The sequence below is a fragment of the Pseudomonas sp. AM4(2022) genome, assembly GCF_036346515.1.
Taxonomy (GTDB): domain Bacteria; phylum Pseudomonadota; class Gammaproteobacteria; order Pseudomonadales; family Pseudomonadaceae; genus Aquipseudomonas; species Aquipseudomonas paracarnis.
In genome coordinates, this window is the sequence record NZ_JAOTNW010000002.1 from 357,970 (window position 1) to 381,506 (window position 23,537).

Below are 23,537 nucleotides of genomic sequence, written 5' to 3' on the forward strand. Positions count from 1 at the left end.
GCGGTGGCAGGCAGCCGCCGCGGTTGCACTCGTTTGCCGGTTACTCGCCGACTTTACCGCCAGCGGCGTCGCAGGCCGATTGAGTCATGGCCTTGAAGCCCATCCCTTTGCACTCGCCCAGGCCCTTGCACGCGTGCTCCTTGGTTTTGCAGTCGTTCATGCCTTTGCAGGAGGTCACGCCGTAGCAGTGAACGGTGGCGTCTGCAGCTTGTACCTGAGTGGCCACACCTGCGAACAGAGAAGCAGCGGCCATTGCGAGGGCGGCACCAGCAGCAGCGGATTTAATGCTCATTGTTGTATTCCTCATGATCAGTAGTGGAGCCGGTCCGAACGGATTGTTCAGTCTCGACACAGCACTAGAGTGAGGCCCCCTATCGGCGTTACAGCCATGAGCAAATATTTCTGAAATTATTCGTCGAGCTTCAACAGCGGCTCCTGGAAGCGCAGCAAACGCCCAGCGTTACCCAGTACCAGCAGGGTACTGAGGTTGTGCAGCACCGCCGCGATCATCGCACCCGCCGCCCCCAACCAGCCAAATGCGGCGAACACCACAATGGCCAGCGTCCAGCCCAAGCCAATGATCACGTTGACCTGCAACGTCTGCCGACACTGGCGACTCAAGCGCACACAGGTACCCAGGCGGCGCAAGTCGCTGCCGATCAGCACCACGTCCGCCGAGGCCAGGGCGATGTCCGCACCGCCCGCGCCCATGGCCACACCGACCACACCGGCCTTGAGCGCCAGGGAGTCGTTGATGCCATCGCCCACCACCATTGGCCTGAAGCCACTGCTGATTTCGCCCAGCACGCGGTTGAGCTTGTCTTCCGGCAGCGCTTGGGCTTCGACATCACTGATGCCCACGTCCAGCGCCAGGCTGTCGGCCACGCTTTGGCGGTCGCCGGTCAGCAGCAGTTGGCGGCCCAGGCCCAAGTCACGCAGCTCTTGCAGGGCCTGGCGCGCTTCGGGTTTGACGCTGTCGGCCAACAGCAGCCAGGCGAGGAACTCGCCGTTCAACGCCAGCCCGGCAATCGGGCCATCATGGGTGGGCACGGCGGTGGTGACGATGCCCAACTGTTCAAATAACTCCGGCCGTCCCAGCGCCGCTTCGCCCTGCTCGGTCTGGGCGACCACGCCCAAGCCCTGACGCTCGCGGATGTCGCTAAGCACCAGCATCTGCTCCTGGGTCGCCAACCCTGCCAACGCTCGGCTGACCGGGTGACTGCTTGCCGAACCGAGGCTGGCCGCCAGGTTCAGCAGCTTTTGGCGATCCGGCGCGCGGGTCTCGATGGACTGCAAGCGCAGGGTGCCAAAGGTCAGGGTGCCGGTCTTGTCGACCACCAGCGATGTCAGGTCGGCCAGTTCTTCCAGGAACGCCGAGCTGCGAATCAGGATGCCATGGCGCGCCGCCACGGCGATCCCGGCAATCGCCGTGGCCGGTGCCGACAACACCAAGGCACAGGGGCACGCTGCCACCAGCACCGCGAGCATCGCCTGGGCGTCATTGGTGACAAACCAGGTGACGGCCGCCAGCAGCAACACCAGCACCATGTAGCTGCCGGCGTAGCGTTCCAGCAGCCGGGTGATCGGCGGCTTGGACCGCTCGGCGTTCTGCATCAGCGCAATGACTTTGCCCAACGTCGATTCGTTACCGGTGCGCGTGACTTCAAGGCGCAGCAGACCATCGAGGTTGATCGCCCCACCAAACACCTGCACGCCCACGCTGGCTTCCAACGGCACCGACTCGCCGGTGATCGGCGCCGTGTCCAGGCTCGCCTGGCCGGATAACACCACGCCATCGGCCGGCACGCGGTCACCGGCACGCACTTCGACGATATCGCCGGTGTTCAAGGAGCCGTTATCCACTTCGGTGATGGTCCCGTCTGCCTGCACCAGGCGTGCGTGGCTGCGGGTGAGTTTGCCCAGGGCATGGATCGCTTCCTGGGAGCCAATCACGCTGCGCTCTTCCAGCACATGGCCAAAGATCATGATGATCGGCAGCAACGCGGCGGTGAGCAGATCACCCGTGGCCCAGGCGCCGAGCATGGCCAGGGCGATCAATTGGTCGGTGATGCCGTGCAGGCTCGGAAAGCGCAGGCTGTACCAGGCTGAACGCATCACCGGCACCGCCACCAACAGCGAAGCCACGCCCAGCAGCAGCTGGCTGACGCCGCTCTGGTCCGGCGCGAGCCAGCGCCACACCAGGCCCAGCACGAGCAAGCCCAGGGCGAGCATCGCCAAGGTCAATTGCCGGGCAGCGCTGCGCTGTTCGGCAGAGGTCAGCATGGGTGCGCTCATTGCTCGGCTCCCTGGATGATCAAGCGGGAGTCGTCTTTGGGATCGACAGTGGTCACTGAACCGGCCTGGCCGAGAATCTTCGGCAGGCGTTCACGGTACAGGCGCAACAGCAAACCGGGGTCTTTGACCTGGGCCAGGCTGGCAACGGTAGCGGTCTGCGCCTGGGCATTGGCCAAGCGCTCGCTGGCCTGGGCATGGGCGACTTGCACCTGGCGGTCAGCCGCCTGGTTGGCGGTCTGGGTGAGTTTTTCCGCTTCAGTGCGGGCGTTGGCCACGGCTTTATCGGCTTGCTGGCTGGCGGTCAGTACCGCGTTGAACGCATTCACCGCAGGCCCTGGCAGGCTCGATTGCACATCGACGCGGGTGGCTTCGATACCCAGCCCCAAACCGCTGGCCGCCAACTCCGCCAGGCGTTTATTAATGCCCTGCACCAGGTCGCCGCGCAGCCGCTCACGGCGTTCGGCGGCGCCATTGTCGCTGCCGATCAGTTCCGGGCGGGCTACGAGGATGGTGTCCAGATCCCGCGCAGCGGTGAGGGCCACGGCGCTGCGCGTCACCAGTCGATCCAGGGCCGGCAGCACGTGGTCGCCCTGCAACACGAAGGCATAGGGCTCGGTCACCTTGTAGAACACCCGCACGTCCAACTGCACCACCCCGGCATCGCCCGTCAACAGGTAGCCGGAACCGGCCAGGGCATCGCTCAACGGCGTGGCGAAACTGGCCACGCGATCGGCCTGAAGCGCCGCATCGGAACGCAGCAGGTTTTCCACCCGGCGTTCGATCACCCGGTCGGCGGCTGGCAGCAGGACGACTTGTTCGAAAGGCTGCGGCCAGGCCAACAACAATCCGGCATTCTGAATGCGATCGAGGGCGCCGAAATGCAGGACCACCGCGCGATTCTGCGGGTCGATCTGGCGCACATTGGAAAAGGCCCAGGCCAACGCCGCCAATACGGTGACCGCGTAGAGTGCCAGGAACGTCAGGCGCCCGGCCTGGATCCACGGGCTGTCCGGGCTGTCAGGCTCGCTCATGGCTGCAGGTCCTTCGGCCCATCCACCAGGGCGCGAAAAGGCGCGGCGTCGGTGCGCAGGATGATCTTGGTCCCCGGCGTGACCACCGTGCCCAGGGTATCCAGCGAACGCAGCAGGTTGTACAGCTGCGGATTGCCAGCGTAGGCGCGGCCATAAATCTGCGCGGCTTCAACCCGCGACTGCGCTTCGATGTCGGCGGCTTTCACGGTGGCATCGGCCTGCATGATGCGCGCATCTCGCTCGGCAGCGGAGCGGATCTGCGCCGCTTCGCGCTTGCCCACGGCGGTGCGTTCGGTGGCGATGGTTTCACGCTCGGCGCGCATGCGGTCAACCGTGGCGGTGAGGGTCACCGAGGGCAACGTCAAGCGCTCGATGCCGACCTGCGCCACGCGCACGCCGTAGGTGGTGAGCAATTGTTGATCAATCTGCTGGCGCAACTGCGCTTCAAAATCGGCAATGCGCACTTGGCTGGCGTCGGTATTGATCAAGCTGGACAGGTCGAAACTGGCCGCCGTGGTTTCCAACGCCGAGCCGACAAAGGTGCGAATCTGTCGCGCCGCCTCATCCGGCTGGTTCTGCACTGCACGCATAAAGCGTTGCACGTTGTCGGCATCGCCCTGCACCTGCCACGCCACATAGGCCTGCACGATAATCCGCAAGCCATCGCGGGTGCCCACATCCTGCAGGCCGCTGGAGGTGGTGCGCAGGCGCAGGTCCACCGGGATCGCCGCTTCGAACGGTGCCGGCCAGCGCCAGCCCAGGCCCGGCGCCAGCAGCACGCGCGCGGGGTTGCCGAAGCGGGTAATCACCGTGGCCTCGCCGGAACGCACTTGCACCAGGCTTGCCGCTGCCACGGCAAACAGCACCAGCAACACCGCCCACGCCATGCGCCGCCAGGGAAAAGGCCCGGCCGCCTGCTCATCGCCGTGATGGTGATGATGGTGGCCGTGATGGTGGTGATGACCGTGATCATGATCGTGGGAATGAGCGCTCAACAGACAGACTCCTTATTGAACGGCTTTGCGCGGCGCCGACGGGTCGGCGGGCAAGGTAAAAGAACGCAGATCGATCGTCGGCGCACCGGAGCCGCCCAAACGATGATCCAGAATAAGCAGCTTGGCCTGGGCCAGGCCCTGGCTCAGTTGGCCCAGGTACTGTTCCAGCACGAAGGCTTGGCCCGCAGCGGCGTAGGCTTTTTGTTCGGCGGCAAAGCGCAGGTTCGCTGCTTGGGCGCCGGCATTCACTTCGCGGGCACTGGCCTGGGCCTGATCGCGAGCAGTGCTGGCTTTAAGCCGCGCCTGGTTGGTCTGCTCGCTGGCGGCACCGCGTTCACGGGCAATCAGCGCCTGGGCGCCAATCTGCGCGGCTTGCACACCGTGATAAGCGTTGGCGGCCCCAGCCGGCGGATGGATCGCTTCGACCACCGTGGCGAGGATTTCCACACCGCTGTCGAGGGTTTGCAGGTCGGCTTGCACACTGCGGCCAATCTCGTCGGCGAGGCTGGTGCGCTCTTCCCCGAGTAATTCATCCAGGGTGCGCGACGCGAAATCGTGCACCAGGATGCGGCTGGCGGTGCTGCGGATCAGGGTCGGGATATCCGCGCTGTTGTAGGTGGCGGCAAGCGCAGCCTGATCGGTGAGGCCGATGCGGTAGACAAAGCGCACGTCCATATTGACGATCTGGAAGCCCTGCTTGTCGCCGCTGCTGCTGGCAATGACCTGGGATTTGTCATTCACATGGCTGGCGTCCCACAGGCGGTTGGCGATCAACGGCGCCGGGCCTTCGGCTGCGGCCAGCTCCGGTGTGGCGGCGTCACTGACGCTGGTCGCCAGCTCATGCACCACACCTTTTTCAACATTCAGTACGCGGCCCAACGGCCACGGTAAGCCCGCATGCAGGCCGGGGCCGAACACCTCGACTGGTTTACCAAAGCGCTCATAAATCCCACGGCCTTGCAGGGGCACTTCATGCACACCGGTCAGCGCCCAACCTACTGCCAGCACCACCAGCAGCACCGGGAAAAACGCTCGGCGCATGTAGGTAAAGGCCCAAATCTGGCGCAGGTCGATGCCAAAGCGGTTGTGCAACTCATGCTGCAACGCCAGCAAGGGCTGCGGCGGCCAACGCAGCAGGCCAGCAATGAAACTCTGCGCCATCAAGCGCGGTTCGAGGCGCGGCTGGCGCGGGCTGAACAGCGAGAGCACGCCCCTGAGCAAAAATTCCAGCGCCACCAGCGCCGGCAGCAGCCCGATAAGTGTCGCCAGGCGCAGCGGCCAGACCGACTCCGCGTTGGCAAACAGCAGGCAGATCGCGCTGAGCACCAGGCAGATAATTGCCATCCGGCTCAACTGCGCCAACTGTGAGGCTTCCGGCCATTGGGCAGCGGTTTCCTGGGCCAGGCGGCGTTCGAATACCAGCAGGCCAAACGCCAGGGCCAAGGCGAGCGCTGCGCCAATACTTGCCGATTGCCCGATGGCAGCAGCGGGCAACCCCAGGTTCCAGAACTGGAGGATGCTGACCAGCGCCAGCAACGACCAGCCGCCCAACCACAGCACAGGTGCGCCAATCTGCGCCAACAGGCCGTTGCCGAACCGGTTGATCAGGCCCTTATGCCAGGGTGTGGGCTCGATGGATTGTTCGATCGCTTCACCGCTCGGCGCTTCCAGCGCCTGGGCACGCCAATCGGCCACCCACCAGGCCGACTGCAAGCCGGCCACCAGCAGCAGCAAGGCCGACGCGCAGTTGATCAATACCACCGGCCACATCGACAAGGGTGCAAACAACGCTACGAACAGCGCCAATATCCAACCACTGAGGGCCAGGGTTGTCAGGCCGATACCGGCCTGGCGCAATCGACGGGCGTGGAACAGCCCCTGCTGAAAACGCGCGAGGCCTTCAACCGAAGCCCCGTCAGCCTCTAGATCCACTTGCATCTGCTCAACGCCCACTTGCACACAATTCGTTACGATATAACACGAAGCGTGAAATTTTTGTTCGAAACACCCAATCCAAATGCACCGTAAATCCCTTGTGGGAGCGGGCTTGCTCGCGAATGCGGTTTGTCAGTAAAAGATATTCTGTCTGGCACACCGCATTCGCGAGCAAGCCCGCTCCCACATTCGACCGGCGCCGTGCTTAATACAGTGACTAACCCCCTATAAACACGAGCCATCACTGGTGTCGGCTGCGATTAGTCGGCACACTTCAGAACAGTTTTTCGCGGGTTCACGGACAAGGAAGCGCCACCCCCATGATTTCCATCTACCAACTCAAACCGCGTTTTCAAAACCTGCTGCGGCCTCTCGTGCAGCGCCTCTATGACAACGGCACCACCGCCAACCAGATCACCGTGCTGGCCGGGGTTGTTTCCCTGCTGGTGGGGCTGTTGATTGCGGGCTTTGCCCAACACCTCTGGCTGTTTGCGCTGATCCCGCTATGGATGATTGTGCGCATGGCCCTCAATGCGGTCGATGGCATGCTGGCCCGGGAATTCGGCCAACAGTCGCGCCTCGGTGCTTATCTCAATGAATTGTGCGACGTGATCGCCGACAGCGCGCTGATCCTGCCCTTTGCATTGATCCCCGATGTGAGCCTGGCACCGGTGCTGCTGGTGGCGCTGCTTGCGGTATTCAGCGAATACGCCGGGGTGCTGGGGCCGATGGTGGGCGCGTCGCGCCGTTATGACGGGCCCATGGGCAAGAGTGATCGGGCGTTCGTGCTCGGGGTGTTGGCCACTGGCGTGGCGCTGGGCTGGCTCGGCGCCGGTTGGGTGGAGGCGGTGATGTGGCTGGTCGCCGCCCTGCTCGCCTATACCTTGGTCAACCGGGTGCGTCAGGGCCTCAAAGAACAACAATCTCTCCCTTCTGCATAAGGATTTTGCGATGCGCGAACAGCAACAGCACACCTTCAGTACCCATGATGGCGTCGAGCTTTTCTATCGGCACTGGCCGGCCACGGCAGGTGCCGGGCCGCGCAAGGCGATCCTGTTGTTCCATCGCGGCCATGAGCACTCGGGGCGTATTGCCCACCTGGTGGATGAACTGGGCCTGCCTGAATTCGACTTCTTCGCCTGGGACGCCCGTGGCCACGGCCAATCCCCTGGCGAGCGCGGCGACAGCCCCAGCTTTGCCACCAGCGTCCGCGATGTGCAGACCTTCTGTGACCACATCACAGCCACTTATGAAATCGAAGAGGAACACCTCGCCGTTATCGCCCAAAGCGTCGGCGCGGTGATCGCGGCCACCTGGGTTCACGACTACGCGCCGAAAATCCGCGCCCTGGTGCTCGCCTCGCCAGCCTTCAAGGTCAAGCTGTACGTGCCCTTCGCCCGTCCAGGCCTGGCACTGATGCGCAAGTTTCGCGGCAACTTTTTCGTCAACAGCTACGTCAAGGCCAAGTTCCTCAGCCATGACCCCGAACGCGTGGCGTCCTACGACAGCGATCCGCTGATCACCAAGGCCATTTCGGTGAATGTGCTGCTGGGCCTGTACGAAGCGGCCGACCGGGTTGTCGCTGACGCCCAGGCGATCCAGGTGCCGACCCAACTGCTTATCTCGGGCTCCGACTTTGTGGTGCACCGTAAACCCCAGCAGCAGTTCTTCGACCGCCTCGGCAGCCTGAAGAAAGAGCTGCATATCCTCCAAGGCTTTTTCCACGACACCCTCGGCGAACGTGATCGCGCCGTGGCTGTGAGCAGCGCCAAACGCTTCATCCTGCAGAACTTCACACAACCGCTGGACCGCGCTTCTTTACTGGATGCAGACAAACTTGGCGCCACGTGCGCCGAATCTGAATCCCTCGCCGCGCCGTTGCCACGCAATTCCCTGCGCGACCTGTACTGGCGCATGACCCGCGCCAGCATGGGCCTTGGCAAGAACCTGTCGGACGGCGTGAAGCTGGGCTTCGACACCGGCTTCGATTCCGGCAGCACCCTGGACTACGTGTATCGCAATAAGCCTACCGGCAAGGGCGGGCTGGGGCGGATGATCGATACCAACTACCTCAATTCCATTGGCTGGCGCGGTATTCGCCAGCGCAAGCTGAACGTCGAGGAACTGCTGCGCCTGGCCATGGCCAAGCTGCGTGACGACCAGCGCGAAGTACGCATTGTCGACATCGCCGCCGGCCACGGCCGCTACATCCTGGAAGCCTTGCAAGGCGTCTCGCCGCTGCCGGAATCGATCCTGCTGCGCGACTACAGCGACATCAACGTGCGCGACGGTGGCGCGTTGATTCGCGAGAAGGGCTTGGGGGACATCGCCCAGTTCGTCAAAGGCGATGCGTTCGACCGCGCTGACCTGGCCGCCCTGGACCCCAAGCCGACCCTGGCCGTGGTGTCCGGCTTGTATGAATTGTTTGCCGATAACGCCATGGTCGGCGGTTCACTGGCCGGCCTGGCCGAAGCCGTGGAGCCAGGTGGTTACCTGGTCTACACCGGCCAACCGTGGCACCCGCAGTTGGAGCTGATTGCCCGCGCACTCACCAGCCACCGGCAGGGCCAGGCCTGGGTGATGCGCCGGCGCAGCCAGGCGGAAATGGACCAACTGGTCGAGGCGGCTGGCTTTCGCAAGGTCACCCAGCGCGTGGATGAGTGGGGCATTTTCACGGTGTCCCTGGCACAGAAGATCTGAACATGCGCGAACCCGGTTTATTGAAACCAGCGGTGCTCTGGCTGCTGCTGTTGGCACCGCTGTTTTTCAGCACCTACGGCTTTGCCACTTGGGTCACCAGCCAGCGCGGCGACGTCGGCACGCTGGTGTTCGGCTGGGAAAGCCACATGCCGTTCTGGGCCTGGACCATCGTGCCCTACTGGTCCATCGACCTGCTTTACGGCTTCTCGTTGCTGCTACCCAACACACGCCATGAGCTCAAACAGCATGCGCTGCGCCTGCTGAGTGCCCAGGTGATTGCCGTGAGTTGCTTTCTGATCTGGCCACTGCGTTTCACGTTTGAGCGGCCGGAACTGGACGGTGTGTTCGGTTGGTTGTTTGCGGTGCTGGCCGGTTTTGACAAGCCCTTCAACCAGGCGCCTTCGCTGCATATCGCGCTGCTGGTGATCCTGTGGGTGATGTACCAGCGGCACGCCCAGGGGTTATGGCGCTGGGTGGTGCATGGTTGGTTCGCGCTGATCGGCGTTTCGGTGCTGACCACTTATCAACATCACTTTATCGACTTACCCACAGGCGCCTTAGCGGGGTGGTTGTGCGTGTGGCTATGGCCAGTGGAACATCTAAGCCCATTGTTGAGTGCACGGTTGACGCGAGATGCCCAACGTTGGCGCCTGGCTGTGCGCTATGGGCTGGGCGCGCTATTACTGCTGGCGCTTGCCTTGGTGCTCCGCGGCGGCTGGCTGTGGCTGCTGTGGCCAGCGGTTTCCCTGGCCTTGATCGCGGCCAACTACCTTTTGATCGGCGCGTCGGGCTTTCAAAAATGTGCGAATGGCCGTCTTACGCCTGCCGCCCGCTGGTTGTATGCGCCTTATTTGGCGTGTGCGTGGATCAATTCGCGGCTGTGGACACGCAAACATCCACAGCCGGACCTGATTGTGGATAACGTCTGGCTTGGGCGTATTCCTACAGCCAGTGAGCAAGGCACGTTCAAGGCCATTGTCGATCTGTGCGCCGAGCTGTCCATTAATCCACTGGGCCGTGCTTATGTCTGCATACCGGTATTAGACCTCGTCACCCCAACAACCGACGAATGCCTGGAAGCCGCGCACGCCATTGAACGCCTGCAAGCGAGCGGCCCCCTGTTGGTGTGCTGTGCCCTCGGTTACTCACGCAGCGCCACCGTCGTCGCCGCCTGGTTGCTGAACACGGGCCGCGCCACCACGGTTGAGCAAGCGCTGGCTATTATTCGTACAGCGCGGGCCGATGTGGTCCTGCACCCCGCACACCGTCAAGCGTTGGAGGGTTTGCTAAATGCCTGCTGATATGGAACTCCAGGTGGTCGCCAGCCTGTTGCGCCGTGGCCGTTCCCTGGATCAGTTATCCACAGGGCTGACACTGCTCGGCGTACTGTTCGGCCTCGCCCAACTGTTGTTGGCCAGTATCTCGACGATCTGCCTGCTGCTCGCTCTGTGGATGATTGTGCTGGGCCTGCTGCAAAAGTACTGGGCGCTGCGGGTGGCCTTCGACGCCGACCTGTTCGCCTTGCTGGCCCGCGACGTGACCCGCACCCCAGACCTTGACCAGGCCCTGCAGACCCTTGGCCTGCAATCGTCCAAGCGAGCCGGTCGGCCGTGGACCGAACGCCGCCGTGGCGCCCTCAAACTGTTGCGTAAACAAGCCTGGTTGCTGGGCGCGCAAGCGTTACTGACCCTGGGCGTCATCCTTGCCAGCCCTTGGCTGCCTTTTGCCGGATAAGGAATCCTCATGTTCGAACCCGTGGTCGCCACGCTGATTACCTCCATGGCCCGCACCGTCACCGGCGCTCGCAGCCTGTGGCTGGGGTGCGCGCCAGTGCCGGTGCAACGCATCTATTTCGCCAACCACAGCAGCCACGGTGACTTCGTGCTGGTATGGGCATCGCTGCCGCAGAACCTGCGCAAATTCACGCGCCCGGTGGCCGGCAGTGATTACTGGAACAAGAGTGCTCTGCGCCGCTACATCATCAATCGTGTGTTCAATGGCGTGCTGATCGACCGTGAGCGCAAGGACCCTGTGGATAACCCATTGCAGCCCATGCTTGCGGCGTTGGAGGGTGGCGATTCGCTGATCATTTTTCCCGAAGGCACGCGCAATCTGGAGGATGGCTTGCTGCCGTTCAAAAGCGGTTTGTACCACCTGGCAAAAAGTTACCCACAGGCCGAGTTGGTTCCCGTGTGGATAGCCAACCTCAACCGGGTCATGCCCAAAGGGCGTGTGCTGCCACTGCCGTTGTTATGCACCACCAGCTTCGGTGCCCCCCTGCAACTGGAAGAAGGCGAAGAAAAAGCCGCCTTCCTTGCCCGCAGCCGCGACGCCCTGCTCGCCCTTGCCCCGGAGCATTCCTGAGATGGATAGCCAAACCCTGATGTTATTTGGCGGCATCGGCGCGATCCTGGTCATCGCCTCGCTGATCGGCCTGATCCTCAAGCTGCGCACCCGTGGCAGCCCGAATGCTGTGATCGACAACCTCAACGCCCGCATCAACGCGTGGTGGGTGATGGTGGTGGTAATCGGCATCGCCTTTTGGCTGGGCACCGGCGCGGTGATCCTGCTGTTCTACGCGGTGTCGTTCTACGCCCTGCGCGAATTCCTCACCCTCACACCCACCCGGCGCAGCGACTACCCGGCCCTGGTGGCCGCGTTCTACCTGGCCCTGCCGCTGCAATACCTGCTGATCTACGCCGACTGGTATGGGCTGTTCTCGATCTTCATCCCGGTGTACGTGTTCCTGCTGCTGCCGATCCTCGCATCCTTAGGCGGCGACAGTACGCACTTCCTGGAACGTGCATCGAAGGTGCAATGGGGGTTGATGATCGCCGTGTTCTGCGTGTCTTTCGTCCCGGCACTACTGACCTTGGACATACCGGGCTACGAAGGCCGCAACCTGCTGCTGATCGCCTATCTGGTAATCGTGGTGCAACTGTCGGACGTGTTGCAGTACGTGTGCGGCAAGCTGTTCGGCAAACACAAGATCGCGCCCAACCTGTCGCCGTCGAAAACCGTGGAAGGTTTTGTCGGCGGGATCCTGTTGTCGTCGCTGATCGGGGCAGCGCTGTGGTGGACCACACCGTTCAATCCCTGGCAGTCGTTCCTGATCGCGCTGCTGATCAACTTGCTCGGGTTTGCCGGCGGGATCGTGATGTCAGCGATCAAGCGTGACCGCGGCGTGAAAGACTGGGGACATATGATCGAAGGGCACGGCGGGATGCTGGATCGGCTCGATTCGGTGTGCTTTGCGGCGCCGATCTTCTTCCACCTTGTACGCTACTGGTGGACCTGAGCCACCCTTTCTCAAAACCAACGTAGATCAAAATGTGGGAGGGGGATTGCCCCCGATATAGGTGGGTCAGTCACTGGGAGTATTGGCTGATCCGCTACCACCAAAGGCACTTGCAACCAGTGCTTTCAACGCCCGCTGTTGGCTAATGGAAAAAGCCAAAGAGACGACGATCACGCTCAACCAGATCAAAAAGATCTTGAATGGATCGACCTCAAGCCCCACCAACGCCCAGGTCACACTGCCGCCACTGATCATCCCAACTAACCCCCAGGCAATGAGTATGGGCTGAACCAGCCTGTGGATATCTCTATAGAGAAACACTCGAGTAACACACATCACGGCGAAAACGATCCCAGCAACGCCAAACACCGCCACCAACGGCAAAGACCAAGCCTTTCGCTGATACAGTAAAGCCGCCCATTCGTAAAATGGCCCCAAGCCCGCCATCTGCTGAAATGTCTCGCGGCTGGGCAACTGCCACTGCGCCCATTGCACAGGGTCAATAGACAGCAGCAAAAGACTGAACAGGGCGACCACGGCAATGCCTAACCCCAAGGCGCGCCAGGCCGGCACAGCGATGCGATGGTTGTTCACATTACGCAGCCGCTCCACGCCGAACACCGTATCGGCTTGCTCGCCTCGGGCAATTAGCATTTTGCCGTTACGTTGCATCGCGGTGCCGATCACAACAACCTGCAAGCCTTCGCTGAGCAGAATCTCTCCTTGCTGGCGACCGGGACCCGCAGTGGGGCGGTACTCACCCAATTGCGGTACCTGGCCGGTGAACAACTCAATGCCCTCAGCAAAGATATCCACAGTCCCATGGGCATCCTTTAGAGCAAAGTCGTTGCACTGTGCGTCGCTGAACACTGTCCGCCACGCGTCCTTTTCGCCGCTATCACGGTAGCTTTCCTGAATTTGTATTGAGTAGCCGGCACAGTGCACACCGTCCACCGGGGATAAGCGCGGCTCCTTGAGTACCACGGTGCCACAGACTTTTACCAAGCCAGAGGTCAGCAAGTTCGTAGGGCTGAGGGGCAGGCGTTTGTCTGCACGGTAAAAACGTCTATTCATGTTTGTGCCGTCCCAGGTTAGTTATCTACCGTCAACTCAACGTAACTCGATTCGCCGCCCCCTGTCTGACCCGACAACCAGCCCCATACGAAGCTCAAGGTTGTGTGCCCTGCCTGATCGACACCTACCGTACCCCGCGACCAGCCGGCAAGCAGCTCCCCGTTTATGGTCATGCAGTGATAAAGCAGCTCAATGCTATCCACGCCGGTCACCCGCCCGACCTGCGTTCCCAGGCGAATCCGGCCGCCCTGGTAAGTGCTCGAAATCACCCCATCTTCGACTTTGTAATGAAACACGGTGCCGGTACCGGACAACCCTTGGGCGTTATTCGCGACCACGAACCGGCGATTGTGCAAACGGGCTTGGACAGTGGCAGAAGGGTTTTGCATCAATACGCCTCCTTGAATTGAGCGAATCCAAAACGAAAAAAAGGGCTGTTGAAAACAGCCCTTTTTGGGTACGTCAGTAAGGCTTACTCCACCGTCACCGACTTCGCCAGGTTACGCGGCTGGTCAACGTCGGTGCCCTTGAGCACGGCGACGTAGTACGACAGCAATTGCAGCGGGATGGTGTAGAGGATCGGCGACAGGGTGTCGTGAATGTGCGGCATGTTGATGACGTGGGTGCCTTCACCGTTAGTCATGCCGGCCTTCTCGTCAGCGAAGACGATCAGTTGGCCGCCACGGGCGCGTACTTCCTGCAGGTTGGACTTGAGCTTCTCCAGCAGTTCGTTGTTTGGTGCGACGGTAACCACCGGCATGTCGTCATCCACCAGGGCCAGCGGGCCGTGCTTCAGCTCACCGGCAGGGTACGCTTCGGCGTGGATGTACGAGATTTCCTTGAGTTTCAGCGAGCCTTCCATCGCCACCGGGTATTGCGCACCACGGCCTAGGAACAGGGTGTGGTTCTTGTCGGCGAACAGCTCGGCGACTTTTTCCACGGTGCTGTCCATGGCCAAGGCTTCGCCCAGGCGGGTCGGCAGGCGGCGCAGTTCTTCCACCAGGGTGGCTTCGACACCTTCAGCGAGGGTGCCGCGCACTTGGCCCAGGGACAGGGTCAGCAGCAACAGGCCCACCAGTTGGGTGGTGAAGGCTTTAGTGGAGGCGACGCCGATTTCACGACCGGCCTGGGTCAGCAGGGTCAGGTCGGATTCACGCACCAGGGAGCTGATGCTGACGTTACAGATCGCCAGGCTGCCGAGGAAACCCAGTTCCTTGGCATTGCGCAGGGCGGCCAGGGTGTCGGCGGTTTCGCCGGACTGGGAAATGGTCACGAACAGGGTGTCGGGCTGCACCACCACCTTGCGATAGCGGAACTCGCTGGCGACTTCGACCTGGCACGGGATGCCGGCCAGTTCTTCCAACCAGTAACGCGCCACCATACCGGCGTGGTAGCTGGTGCCACAGGCGACGATCTGCACATTGCGCACTTTGGCGAACAGTTCGGCGGCTTGCGGGCCGAAAGCGTTGACCAATACTTGGTTCTGGCTCAGGCGACCTTCCAGGGTGCGCTGTACCACGGACGGCTGCTCGTGGATCTCCTTGAGCATGAAGTGGCGGAACTCGCCTTTGTCAGCGGCTTCAGCGCCATCACGGTATTGCACGGCTTCGCGCTCGACGGACTGACCGTTCACGTCCCAGATCTGCACGCTTTCACGGCGGATGTCGGCAATGTCGCCTTCTTCCAGGTACATGAAGCGGTCGGTCACTTGGCGCAGGGCCAGTTGGTCGGACGCGAGGAAGTTCTCACCCAGGCCCAGGCCGATTACCAATGGGCTACCGCTGCGGGCCGCCACGACGCGGTCAGGCTGGCTGGCGCTGATCACGGCCAGGCCGTAGGCGCCGTGCAGCTCCTTGACCGTGGCCTTAAGGGCGGTGGTCAGATCGCTATGGTCCTTGAGCTTGTGGTTGAGCAAGTGGGCGATCACTTCGGTGTCGGTGTCCGAGGTGAAGACGTAGCCCAGGCCCTTGAGTTGTTCACGCAGCACTTCATGGTTTTCGATGATGCCGTTGTGCACCACCGCCAGGTCGCCAGAGAAGTGCGGGTGAGCGTTACGCTCGCACGGTGCACCGTGGGTGGCCCAACGGGTGTGGGCGATCCCTAAGCGACCTACCAGTGGCTCACCGGCCAGGGCCTGGTCCAACTCGCTGACCTTGCCCGGGCGGCGCATGCGCTCCAGCTTGCCGGCGTTAGTGAAGACGGCCACACCGGCGCTATCGTAGCCGCGGTATTCGAGGCGCTTGAGGCCTTCGATCAGGATGGCAGTAACGTTACGTTCGGCGACTGCGCCAACAATTCCACACATGGTGTTTCTCCTAGATGATTGCCGCGCATATCAGCGTAATGCCGCGGGCTTGGATCTGGTCGCGGGCCTCAAGCGGCAGGCGATCATCGGTAATAAGGGTATGGACGCTGCTCCAGGGCAGCTCCAGGTTGGGAATCTTGCGGCCGATCTTGTCGGATTCGACCATCACCACCACTTCACGGGCGACCTCGGCCATCACACGGCTCAAGCCCAGCAGTTCGTTGAAGGTGGTGGTGCCGCGCTGCAGATCAATGCCATCGGCGCCGATGAACAGTTGATCAAAGTCGTAAGAACGTAGGACCTGCTCGGCGACCTGCCCCTGGAAAGAGTCCGAATGCGGGTCCCAGGTGCCGCCGGTCATCAACAGCACCGGTTCATGTTCCAGTTCACTCAAGGCGCGGGCTACGTTCAGGGAGTTGGTCATCACCACCAGGCCAGGTTGATGGCCCAGTTCAGGAATCATCGCGGCGGTAGTGCTGCCGCTGTCGATGATGATGCGCGCATGCTCACGCAAACGCTTCACGGCCGCACGGGCGATGGCGCGCTTGTAGGCCGAAATGGGCTGGGCAGCGTCGCCCACCAGCTCTTGGGGCATGGTGATTGCGCCGCCATAGCGACGCAGGAGCAAGCCGTTACTTTCGAGGGCAGCAAGGTCCTTGCGGATGGTCACTTCCGAAGTTTCGAAATGCTTGGCCAACTCGTCCACGCTGACTTCGCCCTGTTCGTTGAGCAAGGTGAGGATATTGTGGCGTCGCTGAGGGGTGTTTCGTTTCGACATGGTAGTGATAAGTTTCGTTTCGAAAGATAACGAAGGCAATCAAAACCTATTAGCGAAAGATCGTCAAGCACTGGAAGCGAATTTTAAATCACCACCTATCAAATGTGGGAGCGGGCTTGCTCGCGAAGGCGGTGTATCAGGCACACCTTCAGTGACTGACATTGCGCATTCGCGAGCAAGCCCGCTCCCACATGGGTACCGTGTATTTCAAATACTGTGGATAACTCAGCTCTTTTTGATTTTAACCGGGCGTTTCCAGCCGTCGATGTTGCGTTGGCGAGCGCGGGCAACGGCCAGTTGTGACTTATCCACATCCTGGTTGATGGTCGAGCCCGCTGCGGTGTTGGAACCATCACCGATGGTTACAGGAGCAACCAGCGAGTTATTGGAGCCGATGAACACGTCTTCACCAATGGTGGTCTGGTGCTTGTTGGCACCGTCATAGTTGCAGGTGATGGTGCCGGCACCAATATTGGTGCGTGCGCCGATGGCGGCATCGCCCAGGTATGTCAGGTGGCCGACTTTGGCGCCTTCGCCCAGGTGAGCGTTTTTCAGTTCGACAAAGTTACCCACATGGGCCTTGGCTCCCAGCTCGCTACCCGGACGCAAGCGCGCAAACGGCCCGGCATCGCTGCCCTCGCCCATCACCGCACCGTCGATATGGCTGTTGGCCTTGACCACCACGCCTTTGCGCAAGGTGCTGTCCTTGATCACGCAGTTCGGGCCTATGACCACACCGTCTTCAATGATCACGCGGCCTTCGAGGATCACGTTGATATCAATCAGGATGTCGCGGCCCACTGTGACTTCGCCACGTACATCGAAACGCGCCGGGTCTCGCAGGGTCACGCCCTGGGCCATCAGGCGCAGGCCTTCGCGCAGTTGATAGTGACGTTCCAGCTCTGCCAGTTGCTTGCGGTCGTTGGCGCCCTGCACTTCCATCGGATGGTGGGGCTGCTCGGTGGCGACCAGCAGGCCATCGCTGACGGCCATCTCGATGACGTCGGTGAGGTAATACTCGCCCTGGGCGTTGTTGTTGGACAGGCGGCTCATCCAGTCGGCGAGCTTGTTGGCAGGCACCGCGAGAATGCCGGTGTTGCCTTCAGTAATCGCGCGCTGGGCTTCGCTGGCATCTTTGTGTTCAACGATGGCAGCCACCTTGCCGTCGGCGTTGCGCACAATGCGGCCGTAGCCCGTAGGGTCATCCAGCTCAACGGTCAGCAGGCCCATCTGGCCAGGCACCACGTGCTTGAGCAGGCGTTGCAAGGTTTCCACTTCAATCAGCGGTACATCGCCGTAGAGGATCAATACCGTGTCCGCGGTGATGAAAGGCACAGCCTGCGCGGTCGCGTGGCCGGTGCCCAGCTGCTTGTCTTGCAATACGAAATTCAGATCGTCCGCAGCCAGACGCTCACGGACCACGTCTGCACCGTGGCCAATCACCACATGAATACGTTGTGGGTCCAACTGGCGGGCGCTGTGGATAACATGACCCAGCATGGAGTTGCCCGCGACCGGGTGCAATACCTTGGGCAGGGCTGAACGCATGCGGGTGCCCTGGCCTGCGGCGAGAATAACGATTTCAAGAGACATGAATGGCTACCAATCCTGGGCGGTCCGGGTTCAGACCAAAGAAGTGTTTTGCAAAAAAGAAAAAGGGTAGCCGAGGCTACCCTTTTTAATCAATCACGCATCAAGCAAAACGGCGTGGCCGCTTACTTCTTGCGGATCTGCTGGAGAGTACGCAGCTGGGCTGCGGCCTCGGCCAGACGGACTGCAGCAGCGCTGTAGTCGAAGTCTGCGCCTTTTTCGTTCAGCGCCTTCTCGGCAGCCTTGACGGCTTCCTGAGCGGAGGCTTCATCCAGGTCGCCAGCACGTTGCACGGTGTCGGCAAGTACCTTGACCATGTTCGGCTGAACCTCGAGGAAACCACCGGAGATGTAAAACACCTCACGTTCCCCGCCTTGCTTGGTCAGAGTGATCGGACCTGGCTTCAAGCTTGTGATCAGCGGGGCGTGACCCATGGCGATACCAAGATCACCCAGGTCACCGTGCGCTGTTACAAACTCGACCAGACCGGAGAAAATTTCCCCTTCCGCGCTGACGATATCGCAATGGACTGTCATAGCCATCTGATTGCCTCAACCTGATGAGCGCCCGTTTCCGGGCGCCAGGATTACAGTTTCTTGGCTTTCTCGATCGCTTCTTCGATGCCGCCGACCATGTAGAACGCTTGTTCTGGCAGGTGGTCGTAGTCACCGTTGAGGATGCCTTTGAAGCCAGCAATGGTGTCTTTCAGGGAAACGTATTTACCCGAGGCACCGGTGAAGACTTCAGCCACGAAGAACGGCTGCGACAAGAAACGCTGGATCTTACGAGCACGGTTTACCAACTGCTTGTCGGCTTCCGACAGCTCGTCCATACCCAGGATCGCAATGATGTCCTTCAGTTCTTTGTAACGCTGCAGCACGTACTGAACGCCGCGAGCGGTGTCGTAGTGCTCCTGGCCGATCACGTTCGGGTCCAGCTGGCGCGACGTCGAGTCGAGTGGATCGACCGCTGGGTAGATACCCAGGGATGCGATGTCACGGGACAGAACGACGGTAGCGTCCAAGTGGGCGAAGGTGGTGGCTGGCGACGGGTCGGTCAAGTCATCCGCAGGTACGTATACCGCTTGGATCGAGGTGATCGAACCTTCCTTGGTCGAAGTGATACGTTCTTGCAGAACGCCCATCTCTTCAGCCAGGGTCGGCTGGTAACCTACTGCCGAAGGCATACGGCCCAGCAGTGCGGATACTTCAGTACCGGCCAGGGTGTAACGGTAGATGTTGTCGACGAACAGCAGAACGTCGTTACCTTCGTCACGGAACTTCTCGGCCATGGTCAGGCCAGTCAGGGCTACGCGCAGACGGTTTCCCGGCGGCTCGTTCATCTGACCGTAAACCAGTGCCACTTTGTCCAGAACGTTGGAGTCCTTCATCTCGTGGTAGAAGTCGTTACCCTCACGAGTACGCTCACCCACACCTGCGAACACGGAATAACCGCTGTGCTCGATGGCGATGTTACGGATCAGTTCCATCATGTTTACGGTCTTGCCTACACCGGCACCACCGAACAGACCGACTTTACCGCCCTTGGCGAACGGGCAAACCAGGTCGATAACCTTGATGCCGGTTTCCAGCAGGTCGTTGCCGCCTGCTTGTTCTGCGAACGAAGGTGCTGCGCGGTGAATGCCCCAGCGCTCTTCGGTAGCGATCGGGCCAGCTTCGTCGATCGGGTTGCCCAGTACGTCCATGATCCGGCCCAGGGTCGCTTTACCGACCGGTACGGAGATGGCAGCGCCAGTGTCGACAACGTCCAGACCGCGCTTCAAGCCTTCGGTGGAACCCATCGCAATGGTACGAACTACGCCGTCGCCCAGCTGCTGCTGAACTTCCAGGGTAGTTTCCGCGCCTTGTACTTTCAGCGCGTTGTAGATGCTCGGTACGCTGTCGCGTGGAAATTCCACGTCGATAACGGCGCCGATGATTTGAACGATACGTCCGCTACTCATAGCTGGATCCTCTGAATATTTGAACCGTTAAACCGCGGCAGCGCCGCCGACGATTTCCGAGATCTCTTGGGTGATCGCAGCCTGACGCGCCTTGTTGTAGATCAGCTGCAAATCGCTGATCAGATCACCGGCGTTATCGGTAGCGTTTTTCATCGCGATCATCCGCGCCGCTTGTTCAGCTGCGTTGTTCTCGACCACCGCCTGGTACACCTGCGACTCCACGTAGCGCACCATCAAGCCGTCAAGCAGCTCTTTGGCGTCTGGTTCGTAGAGGTAGTCCCAGTGGTGCTTGAGTTCCTGATCCGGGGTCGCCACCAGTGGAATCAATTGCTCCACGGTTGGCTGCTGGGTCATGGTGTTGATGAACTTGTTGGATACCACGGAGAGGCGGTCAATCCGGCCTTCCAGATACGCATCCAGCATCACCTTCACACTGCCGATCAAATCATTGATCGACGGCTCTTCACCCAGGTGGCTGATAGCTGCAACGACGTTACCGCCGAAGTTGCGGAAAAAGGCCGCACCCTTGCTACCAACAACACACAGATCGATCTCGACGCCGTTTTCGCGGTTTACCGCCATGTCCTTGACCAGGGCCTTGAACAGGTTGGTATTCAAACCACCGCACAAACCACGGTCACTGCTCACTACCACATAACCTGCACGCTTGACTGCGCGGTCGATCATGAACGGGTGGCGGTATTCCGGGTTGGCGTTGGCCAGATGCCCAATTACCTGGCGGATACGCTCCGCATAAGGACGGCTAGCAGCCATGCGCATTTGTGCCTTGCGCATTTTGCTGACCGCCACTTTTTCCATGGCGCTGGTAATTTTTTGCGTGCTTTTGATGCTCGCAATCTTACTGCGAATCTCTTTTGCGCCTGCCATGTAACACCTATCAGGTTAGCAAGCGGGAGCCTTGCGGCTCCCGCTGCGGCTTACCAGGTTTGGGTGGCCTTGAACTTCTCGATACCGGCTTTCATGCCAGCGTCGATATCGTCATTGAAGTCACCCTTCACGTTGATCTTCGCCATCAATTCGGCGTGATCGCGGTTGAAGTAAGCAATCAGCGCTTGTTCAAAGCTGCCGACCTTGGCGATTTCAACGTCGGTCAGGAACCCACGCTCAGCGGCATACAGCGACAACGCCATGTCAGCGATCGACATTGGGGCGTATTGCTTCTGCTTCATCAGCTCGGTAACGCGCTGACCATGCTCAAGTTGCTTACGGGTCGCTTCGTCCAGGTCAGAAGCGAACTGGGCAAATGCTGCCAGTTCACGGTACTGAGCCAGAGCGGTACGGATACCACCGGAGAGCTTCTTGATGATCTTGGTCTGAGCGGCACCACCCACACGGGATACCGAAACACCGGCGTTCACTGCAGGGCGGATGCCTGAGTTGAACATGGCCGATTCCAGGAAGATCTGACCGTCGGTGATGGAAATCACGTTGGTCGGAACGAACGCGGAAACGTCGCCAGCCTGGGTTTCGATGATCGGCAGTGCGGTCAGGGAACCGGTTTTGCCGGTCACTGCGCCATTGGTGAACTTCTCTACGTACTCTTCGGAAACGCGGGATGCGCGCTCAAGCAGACGGGAGTGGAGATAGAACACGTCGCCTGGGTAAGCTTCACGGCCTGGTGGACGGCGCAGCAGCAGGGAAATCTGGCGGTAAGCCACTGCTTGCTTGGACAGATCGTCATAAACGATCAGCGCGTCTTCACCGCGGTCGCGGAAGAATTCACCCATGGTGCAACCGGAGTACGGTGCCAGGAATTGCAGCGCAGGAGATTCCGAAGCACTGGCAGCCACGATGATCGTGTTGGCCAGGGCGCCGTTTTCTTCCAGCTTGCGAACCACGTTGGCGATAGTCGATTGCTTCTGACCGATCGCTACGTAGACGCAGAAAATGCCGCTGTCTTTCTGGTTGATGATCGCGTCGATCGCCAGAGCGGTCTTACCGATCTGACGGTCACCGATGATCAGCTCACGCTGGCCACGGCCGACTGGGATCATGGCGTCGACAGCCTTGTAGCCAGTCTGTACAGGCTGGTCTACCGACTTACGCCAGATCACGCCTGGAGCAACTTTCTCGACCGCGTCGGTCTCGGTGTTGCCCAGTGGACCTTTACCGTCAACAGGATTACCCAGTGCGTCGACTACGCGACCCAGCAGTTCCTTACCAACCGGAACTTCCAGGATGCGGCCTGTGCACTTGGCGCTCATGCCTTCAGCCAGACTGGTGTATGCGCCCAATACAACGGCACCTACGGAGTCTTGCTCCAGGTTGAGGGCCATACCGTAGACGCCGCCCGGAAACTCGATCATCTCGCCGTACATGACGTCGGCCAGACCGTGAATCCGCACGATGCCGTCAGATACGCTGACGACAGTGCCTTCGTTACGGGCTTGGGAGGTCACATCGAGCTTGTCGATGCGGCCCTTGATAATTTCACTTATTTCGGAAGGATTGAGTTGCTGCATTGCTCTGCTGCCCCTTCAAACTCAAGATTTCAATGCTTCGGCAAGTTTCGCGATTTTGCCGCGAATCGAGCCATCGATAACCAGGTCGCCGGCACGGATAACAACACCACCAATAAGCGATGCGTCCTCCGAAGCTTGCAGGCGCACTTCCCGATTGAGTCGTGCACTGAGAACCTTGGCGAGTTTGTCTTGCTGTTCTTGGTTCAATGCGAAAGCACTGGTCACTTCAACGTCTACCGATTTCTCTGCTTCGGCCTTGTACAGGTCGAACAGAGCGGCGATCTCCGGCAACAGCGGGAGACGGTCGTTTTCGGCAATGACGTGGATGAAGTTCTGCACCTTCACATCAAACTTGTCGCCGCACACTTCAATAAAAGTGGCGGCCTTGTCTGCGCTCGTCAGGCGCGGGGCCTTGAGCACGCGCTGCATGGTGTCGTCTTGCGACACTGCTGCAGCCAGGCCGAGCATGGCTGACCAAGAGGCCAGCTGCTGGTGGGCCTGGGCGTGCTCGAAGGCTGCCTTAGCGTAAGGTCGGGCCAACGTGGTCAGTTCTGCCATGATCGCCCTCGCTTAAATTTCAGCAGCCAGTTTGTTAACCAGCTCCGCGTGCGCGTTTTGATCGATTGTGGCACCGAGGATCTTCTCAGCACCGCCAACGGCCAGAGCACCCAGTTGGGCACGCAGCGCGTCTTTGACACCGTTCAGTTCCTGTTCGATCTCGGCATGAGCCGAAGCCTTCACACGGTCAGCTTCGACGCGGGCTTTTTCAACAGCCTCTTCGACGATCTGGTTACCGCGTTTCTTGGCTTGCTCAATGATCTCGGCTGCCTGTGCTTTAGCTTCGCGCAGTTGCTGACCCACTTTCTCGTGGGCCAACTCCAGGTCGCGAGCTGCACGGCTGGCAGCGTCCAAACCATCCGCGATCTTCTTCTGACGTTCGTGCAAAGCCGCGATGACCGGAGGCCACACGAACTTCATGCAAAACACTACAAAAATGAAGAACGCAACGGATTGGCCAATCAGGGTTGCATTAATGTTCACGCCAACACCTCGCTCATTCGTTGTCCATCACCCCAATCACTCGAAACGT

At 60.6% G+C, this 23,537-nt stretch carries 22 protein-coding genes; 6 read left to right on the forward strand and 16 right to left on the reverse strand.

The window, feature by feature from the left end:
• Window positions 1–40 precede the first annotated feature (40 nt).
• The 5 genes from bufA2 to hflK all read right to left on the reverse strand — a co-directional run bounded on the left by bufA2 (window position 41) and on the right by hflK (window position 6,259).
• Window positions 41–292: a BufA2 family periplasmic bufferin-type metallophore gene (gene bufA2 / locus ODQ19_RS03955; protein ID WP_330209386.1), complete on the reverse strand. Its 252-nt coding sequence runs from the start codon at window positions 290–292 to the stop codon at window positions 41–43.
• A gap of 116 nt (window positions 293–408) precedes the next feature.
• On the reverse strand, window positions 409–2,295 hold the full coding sequence (locus ODQ19_RS03960; RefSeq protein ID WP_330209387.1) for a cation-translocating P-type ATPase: 1,887 nt from the start codon (window positions 2,293–2,295) through the stop codon (window positions 409–411).
• Complete coding sequence (locus tag ODQ19_RS03965) at window positions 2,292–3,326, reverse strand: SPFH domain-containing protein (RefSeq protein WP_330209388.1); 1,035 nt, start codon at window positions 3,324–3,326, stop codon at window positions 2,292–2,294. The genes ODQ19_RS03960 and ODQ19_RS03965 overlap by 4 nt, the downstream gene beginning before the upstream one ends.
• Complete coding sequence (gene hflC, locus ODQ19_RS03970) at window positions 3,323–4,324, reverse strand: protease modulator HflC (RefSeq protein WP_165861678.1); 1,002 nt, start codon at window positions 4,322–4,324, stop codon at window positions 3,323–3,325. The genes ODQ19_RS03965 and hflC overlap by 4 nt, the downstream gene beginning before the upstream one ends.
• Window positions 4,325–4,333: 9 nt before the next feature.
• A complete protein-coding gene (hflK, locus tag ODQ19_RS03975; protein ID WP_330209389.1) occupies window positions 4,334–6,259 on the reverse strand; it encodes a protease modulator HflK in 1,926 nt (641 codons plus the stop codon).
• Between the two features lie 317 nt (window positions 6,260–6,576).
• On the opposite strand from hflK, the gene ODQ19_RS03980 reads away from it, so the two are divergent.
• The 6 genes from ODQ19_RS03980 to ODQ19_RS04005 are packed head-to-tail and all read left to right on the forward strand — an operon-like array spanning window position 6,577 to window position 12,254.
• Window positions 6,577–7,197, forward strand: coding sequence for a CDP-alcohol phosphatidyltransferase family protein (locus ODQ19_RS03980; RefSeq protein WP_330209390.1), 621 nt, complete (start codon window positions 6,577–6,579; stop codon window positions 7,195–7,197).
• Window positions 7,198–7,207: 10 nt separating this feature from the next.
• A complete protein-coding gene (locus tag ODQ19_RS03985) occupies window positions 7,208–8,956 on the forward strand; it encodes a bifunctional alpha/beta hydrolase/class I SAM-dependent methyltransferase (RefSeq protein ID WP_330209391.1) in 1,749 nt (582 codons plus the stop codon).
• Window positions 8,957–8,958: 2 nt separating this feature from the next.
• Window positions 8,959–10,257 (forward strand): phosphatase PAP2/dual specificity phosphatase family protein, encoded by a 1,299-nt coding sequence (locus tag ODQ19_RS03990; RefSeq protein WP_330209392.1) that lies wholly within the window; start codon window positions 8,959–8,961, stop codon window positions 10,255–10,257.
• On the forward strand, window positions 10,247–10,690 hold the full coding sequence (locus ODQ19_RS03995; protein WP_194439644.1) for a hypothetical protein: 444 nt from the start codon (window positions 10,247–10,249) through the stop codon (window positions 10,688–10,690). The genes ODQ19_RS03990 and ODQ19_RS03995 overlap by 11 nt, the downstream gene beginning before the upstream one ends.
• A gap of 9 nt (window positions 10,691–10,699) precedes the next feature.
• A complete protein-coding gene (locus ODQ19_RS04000) occupies window positions 10,700–11,320 on the forward strand; it encodes a lysophospholipid acyltransferase family protein (protein ID WP_330209393.1) in 621 nt (206 codons plus the stop codon).
• A 1-nt stretch (window position 11,321) separates the two neighbouring features.
• Window positions 11,322–12,254: a phosphatidate cytidylyltransferase gene (locus ODQ19_RS04005; protein WP_014720583.1), complete on the forward strand. Its 933-nt coding sequence runs from the start codon at window positions 11,322–11,324 to the stop codon at window positions 12,252–12,254.
• Between the two features lie 66 nt (window positions 12,255–12,320).
• On the opposite strand, the gene ODQ19_RS04010 is transcribed toward ODQ19_RS04005, so the two are convergent.
• From ODQ19_RS04010 to ODQ19_RS04060, 11 genes are all read right to left on the reverse strand, one after another.
• Complete coding sequence (locus tag ODQ19_RS04010) at window positions 12,321–13,328, reverse strand: hypothetical protein (protein ID WP_330209394.1); 1,008 nt, start codon at window positions 13,326–13,328, stop codon at window positions 12,321–12,323.
• Window positions 13,329–13,345: 17 nt separating this feature from the next.
• Window positions 13,346–13,717 carry a hypothetical protein gene (locus ODQ19_RS04015; protein WP_330209395.1) on the reverse strand — a complete coding sequence of 124 codons (372 nt, stop codon included), beginning with the start codon at window positions 13,715–13,717 and terminating at the stop codon, window positions 13,346–13,348.
• An 83-nt stretch (window positions 13,718–13,800) separates the two neighbouring features.
• Entirely contained in the window at window positions 13,801–15,633 is a 1,833-nt protein-coding gene (gene glmS / locus ODQ19_RS04020) for a glutamine--fructose-6-phosphate transaminase (isomerizing) (RefSeq protein WP_032894388.1), read from the reverse strand.
• Window positions 15,634–15,643: 10 nt separating this feature from the next.
• The gene (locus ODQ19_RS04025; protein ID WP_003195822.1) at window positions 15,644–16,411 is read right to left on the reverse strand and encodes a DeoR/GlpR family DNA-binding transcription regulator; all 768 of its coding nucleotides are present in this window, start codon (window positions 16,409–16,411) and stop codon (window positions 15,644–15,646) included.
• Window positions 16,412–16,636: 225 nt separating this feature from the next.
• The gene (gene glmU, locus ODQ19_RS04030) at window positions 16,637–18,004 is read right to left on the reverse strand and encodes a bifunctional UDP-N-acetylglucosamine diphosphorylase/glucosamine-1-phosphate N-acetyltransferase GlmU (RefSeq protein ID WP_116665566.1); all 1,368 of its coding nucleotides are present in this window, start codon (window positions 18,002–18,004) and stop codon (window positions 16,637–16,639) included.
• 122 nt (window positions 18,005–18,126) lie between these two features.
• Complete coding sequence (locus ODQ19_RS04035; protein ID WP_003195825.1) at window positions 18,127–18,543, reverse strand: F0F1 ATP synthase subunit epsilon; 417 nt, start codon at window positions 18,541–18,543, stop codon at window positions 18,127–18,129.
• A 44-nt stretch (window positions 18,544–18,587) separates the two neighbouring features.
• Window positions 18,588–19,964: a F0F1 ATP synthase subunit beta gene (gene atpD / locus ODQ19_RS04040; RefSeq protein WP_003195827.1), complete on the reverse strand. Its 1,377-nt coding sequence runs from the start codon at window positions 19,962–19,964 to the stop codon at window positions 18,588–18,590.
• 27 nt (window positions 19,965–19,991) lie between these two features.
• Entirely contained in the window at window positions 19,992–20,852 is an 861-nt protein-coding gene (gene atpG / locus ODQ19_RS04045) for a F0F1 ATP synthase subunit gamma (protein ID WP_330209396.1), read from the reverse strand.
• 50 nt (window positions 20,853–20,902) lie between these two features.
• Entirely contained in the window at window positions 20,903–22,447 is a 1,545-nt protein-coding gene (atpA, locus tag ODQ19_RS04050) for a F0F1 ATP synthase subunit alpha (RefSeq protein ID WP_003195831.1), read from the reverse strand.
• Window positions 22,448–22,468: 21 nt separating this feature from the next.
• Window positions 22,469–23,005 carry a F0F1 ATP synthase subunit delta gene (locus tag ODQ19_RS04055; protein ID WP_003195833.1) on the reverse strand — a complete coding sequence of 179 codons (537 nt, stop codon included), beginning with the start codon at window positions 23,003–23,005 and terminating at the stop codon, window positions 22,469–22,471.
• Window positions 23,006–23,017: 12 nt separating this feature from the next.
• On the reverse strand, window positions 23,018–23,488 hold the full coding sequence (locus ODQ19_RS04060; RefSeq protein ID WP_003195835.1) for a F0F1 ATP synthase subunit B: 471 nt from the start codon (window positions 23,486–23,488) through the stop codon (window positions 23,018–23,020).
• Window positions 23,489–23,537 lie beyond the last annotated feature (49 nt).

Excerpts from the sequence above, each read along its gene's own strand:
- bufA2 (WP_330209386.1), bottom strand. The coding sequence starts at position 292 with ATGAGCATTAAATCCGCTGCTGCTGGTGCCGCCCTCGCAATGGCCGCT.
- ODQ19_RS03960 (WP_330209387.1), bottom strand. The coding sequence starts at position 2,295 with ATGAGCGCACCCATGCTGACCTCTGCCGAACAGCGCAGCGCTGCCCGG.
- ODQ19_RS03965 (WP_330209388.1), bottom strand. The coding sequence starts at position 3,326 with ATGAGCGAGCCTGACAGCCCGGACAGCCCGTGGATCCAGGCCGGGCGC.
- hflK (WP_330209389.1), bottom strand. The coding sequence starts at position 6,259 with ATGCAAGTGGATCTAGAGGCTGACGGGGCTTCGGTTGAAGGCCTCGCG.
- ODQ19_RS03980 (WP_330209390.1), top strand. The coding sequence starts at position 6,577 with ATGATTTCCATCTACCAACTCAAACCGCGTTTTCAAAACCTGCTGCGG.
- ODQ19_RS03985 (WP_330209391.1), top strand. The coding sequence starts at position 7,208 with ATGCGCGAACAGCAACAGCACACCTTCAGTACCCATGATGGCGTCGAG.
- ODQ19_RS03990 (WP_330209392.1), top strand. The coding sequence starts at position 8,959 with ATGCGCGAACCCGGTTTATTGAAACCAGCGGTGCTCTGGCTGCTGCTG.
- ODQ19_RS03995 (WP_194439644.1), top strand. The coding sequence starts at position 10,247 with ATGCCTGCTGATATGGAACTCCAGGTGGTCGCCAGCCTGTTGCGCCGT.
- ODQ19_RS04000 (WP_330209393.1), top strand. The coding sequence starts at position 10,700 with ATGTTCGAACCCGTGGTCGCCACGCTGATTACCTCCATGGCCCGCACC.
- ODQ19_RS04005 (WP_014720583.1), top strand. The coding sequence starts at position 11,322 with ATGGATAGCCAAACCCTGATGTTATTTGGCGGCATCGGCGCGATCCTG.
- ODQ19_RS04010 (WP_330209394.1), bottom strand. The coding sequence starts at position 13,328 with ATGAATAGACGTTTTTACCGTGCAGACAAACGCCTGCCCCTCAGCCCT.
- ODQ19_RS04015 (WP_330209395.1), bottom strand. The coding sequence starts at position 13,717 with ATGCAAAACCCTTCTGCCACTGTCCAAGCCCGTTTGCACAATCGCCGG.
- glmS (WP_032894388.1), bottom strand. The coding sequence starts at position 15,633 with ATGTGTGGAATTGTTGGCGCAGTCGCCGAACGTAACGTTACTGCCATC.
- ODQ19_RS04025 (WP_003195822.1), bottom strand. The coding sequence starts at position 16,411 with ATGTCGAAACGAAACACCCCTCAGCGACGCCACAATATCCTCACCTTG.
- glmU (WP_116665566.1), bottom strand. The coding sequence starts at position 18,004 with ATGTCTCTTGAAATCGTTATTCTCGCCGCAGGCCAGGGCACCCGCATG.
- ODQ19_RS04035 (WP_003195825.1), bottom strand. The coding sequence starts at position 18,543 with ATGGCTATGACAGTCCATTGCGATATCGTCAGCGCGGAAGGGGAAATT.
- atpD (WP_003195827.1), bottom strand. The coding sequence starts at position 19,964 with ATGAGTAGCGGACGTATCGTTCAAATCATCGGCGCCGTTATCGACGTG.
- atpG (WP_330209396.1), bottom strand. The coding sequence starts at position 20,852 with ATGGCAGGCGCAAAAGAGATTCGCAGTAAGATTGCGAGCATCAAAAGC.
- atpA (WP_003195831.1), bottom strand. The coding sequence starts at position 22,447 with ATGCAGCAACTCAATCCTTCCGAAATAAGTGAAATTATCAAGGGCCGC.
- ODQ19_RS04055 (WP_003195833.1), bottom strand. The coding sequence starts at position 23,005 with ATGGCAGAACTGACCACGTTGGCCCGACCTTACGCTAAGGCAGCCTTC.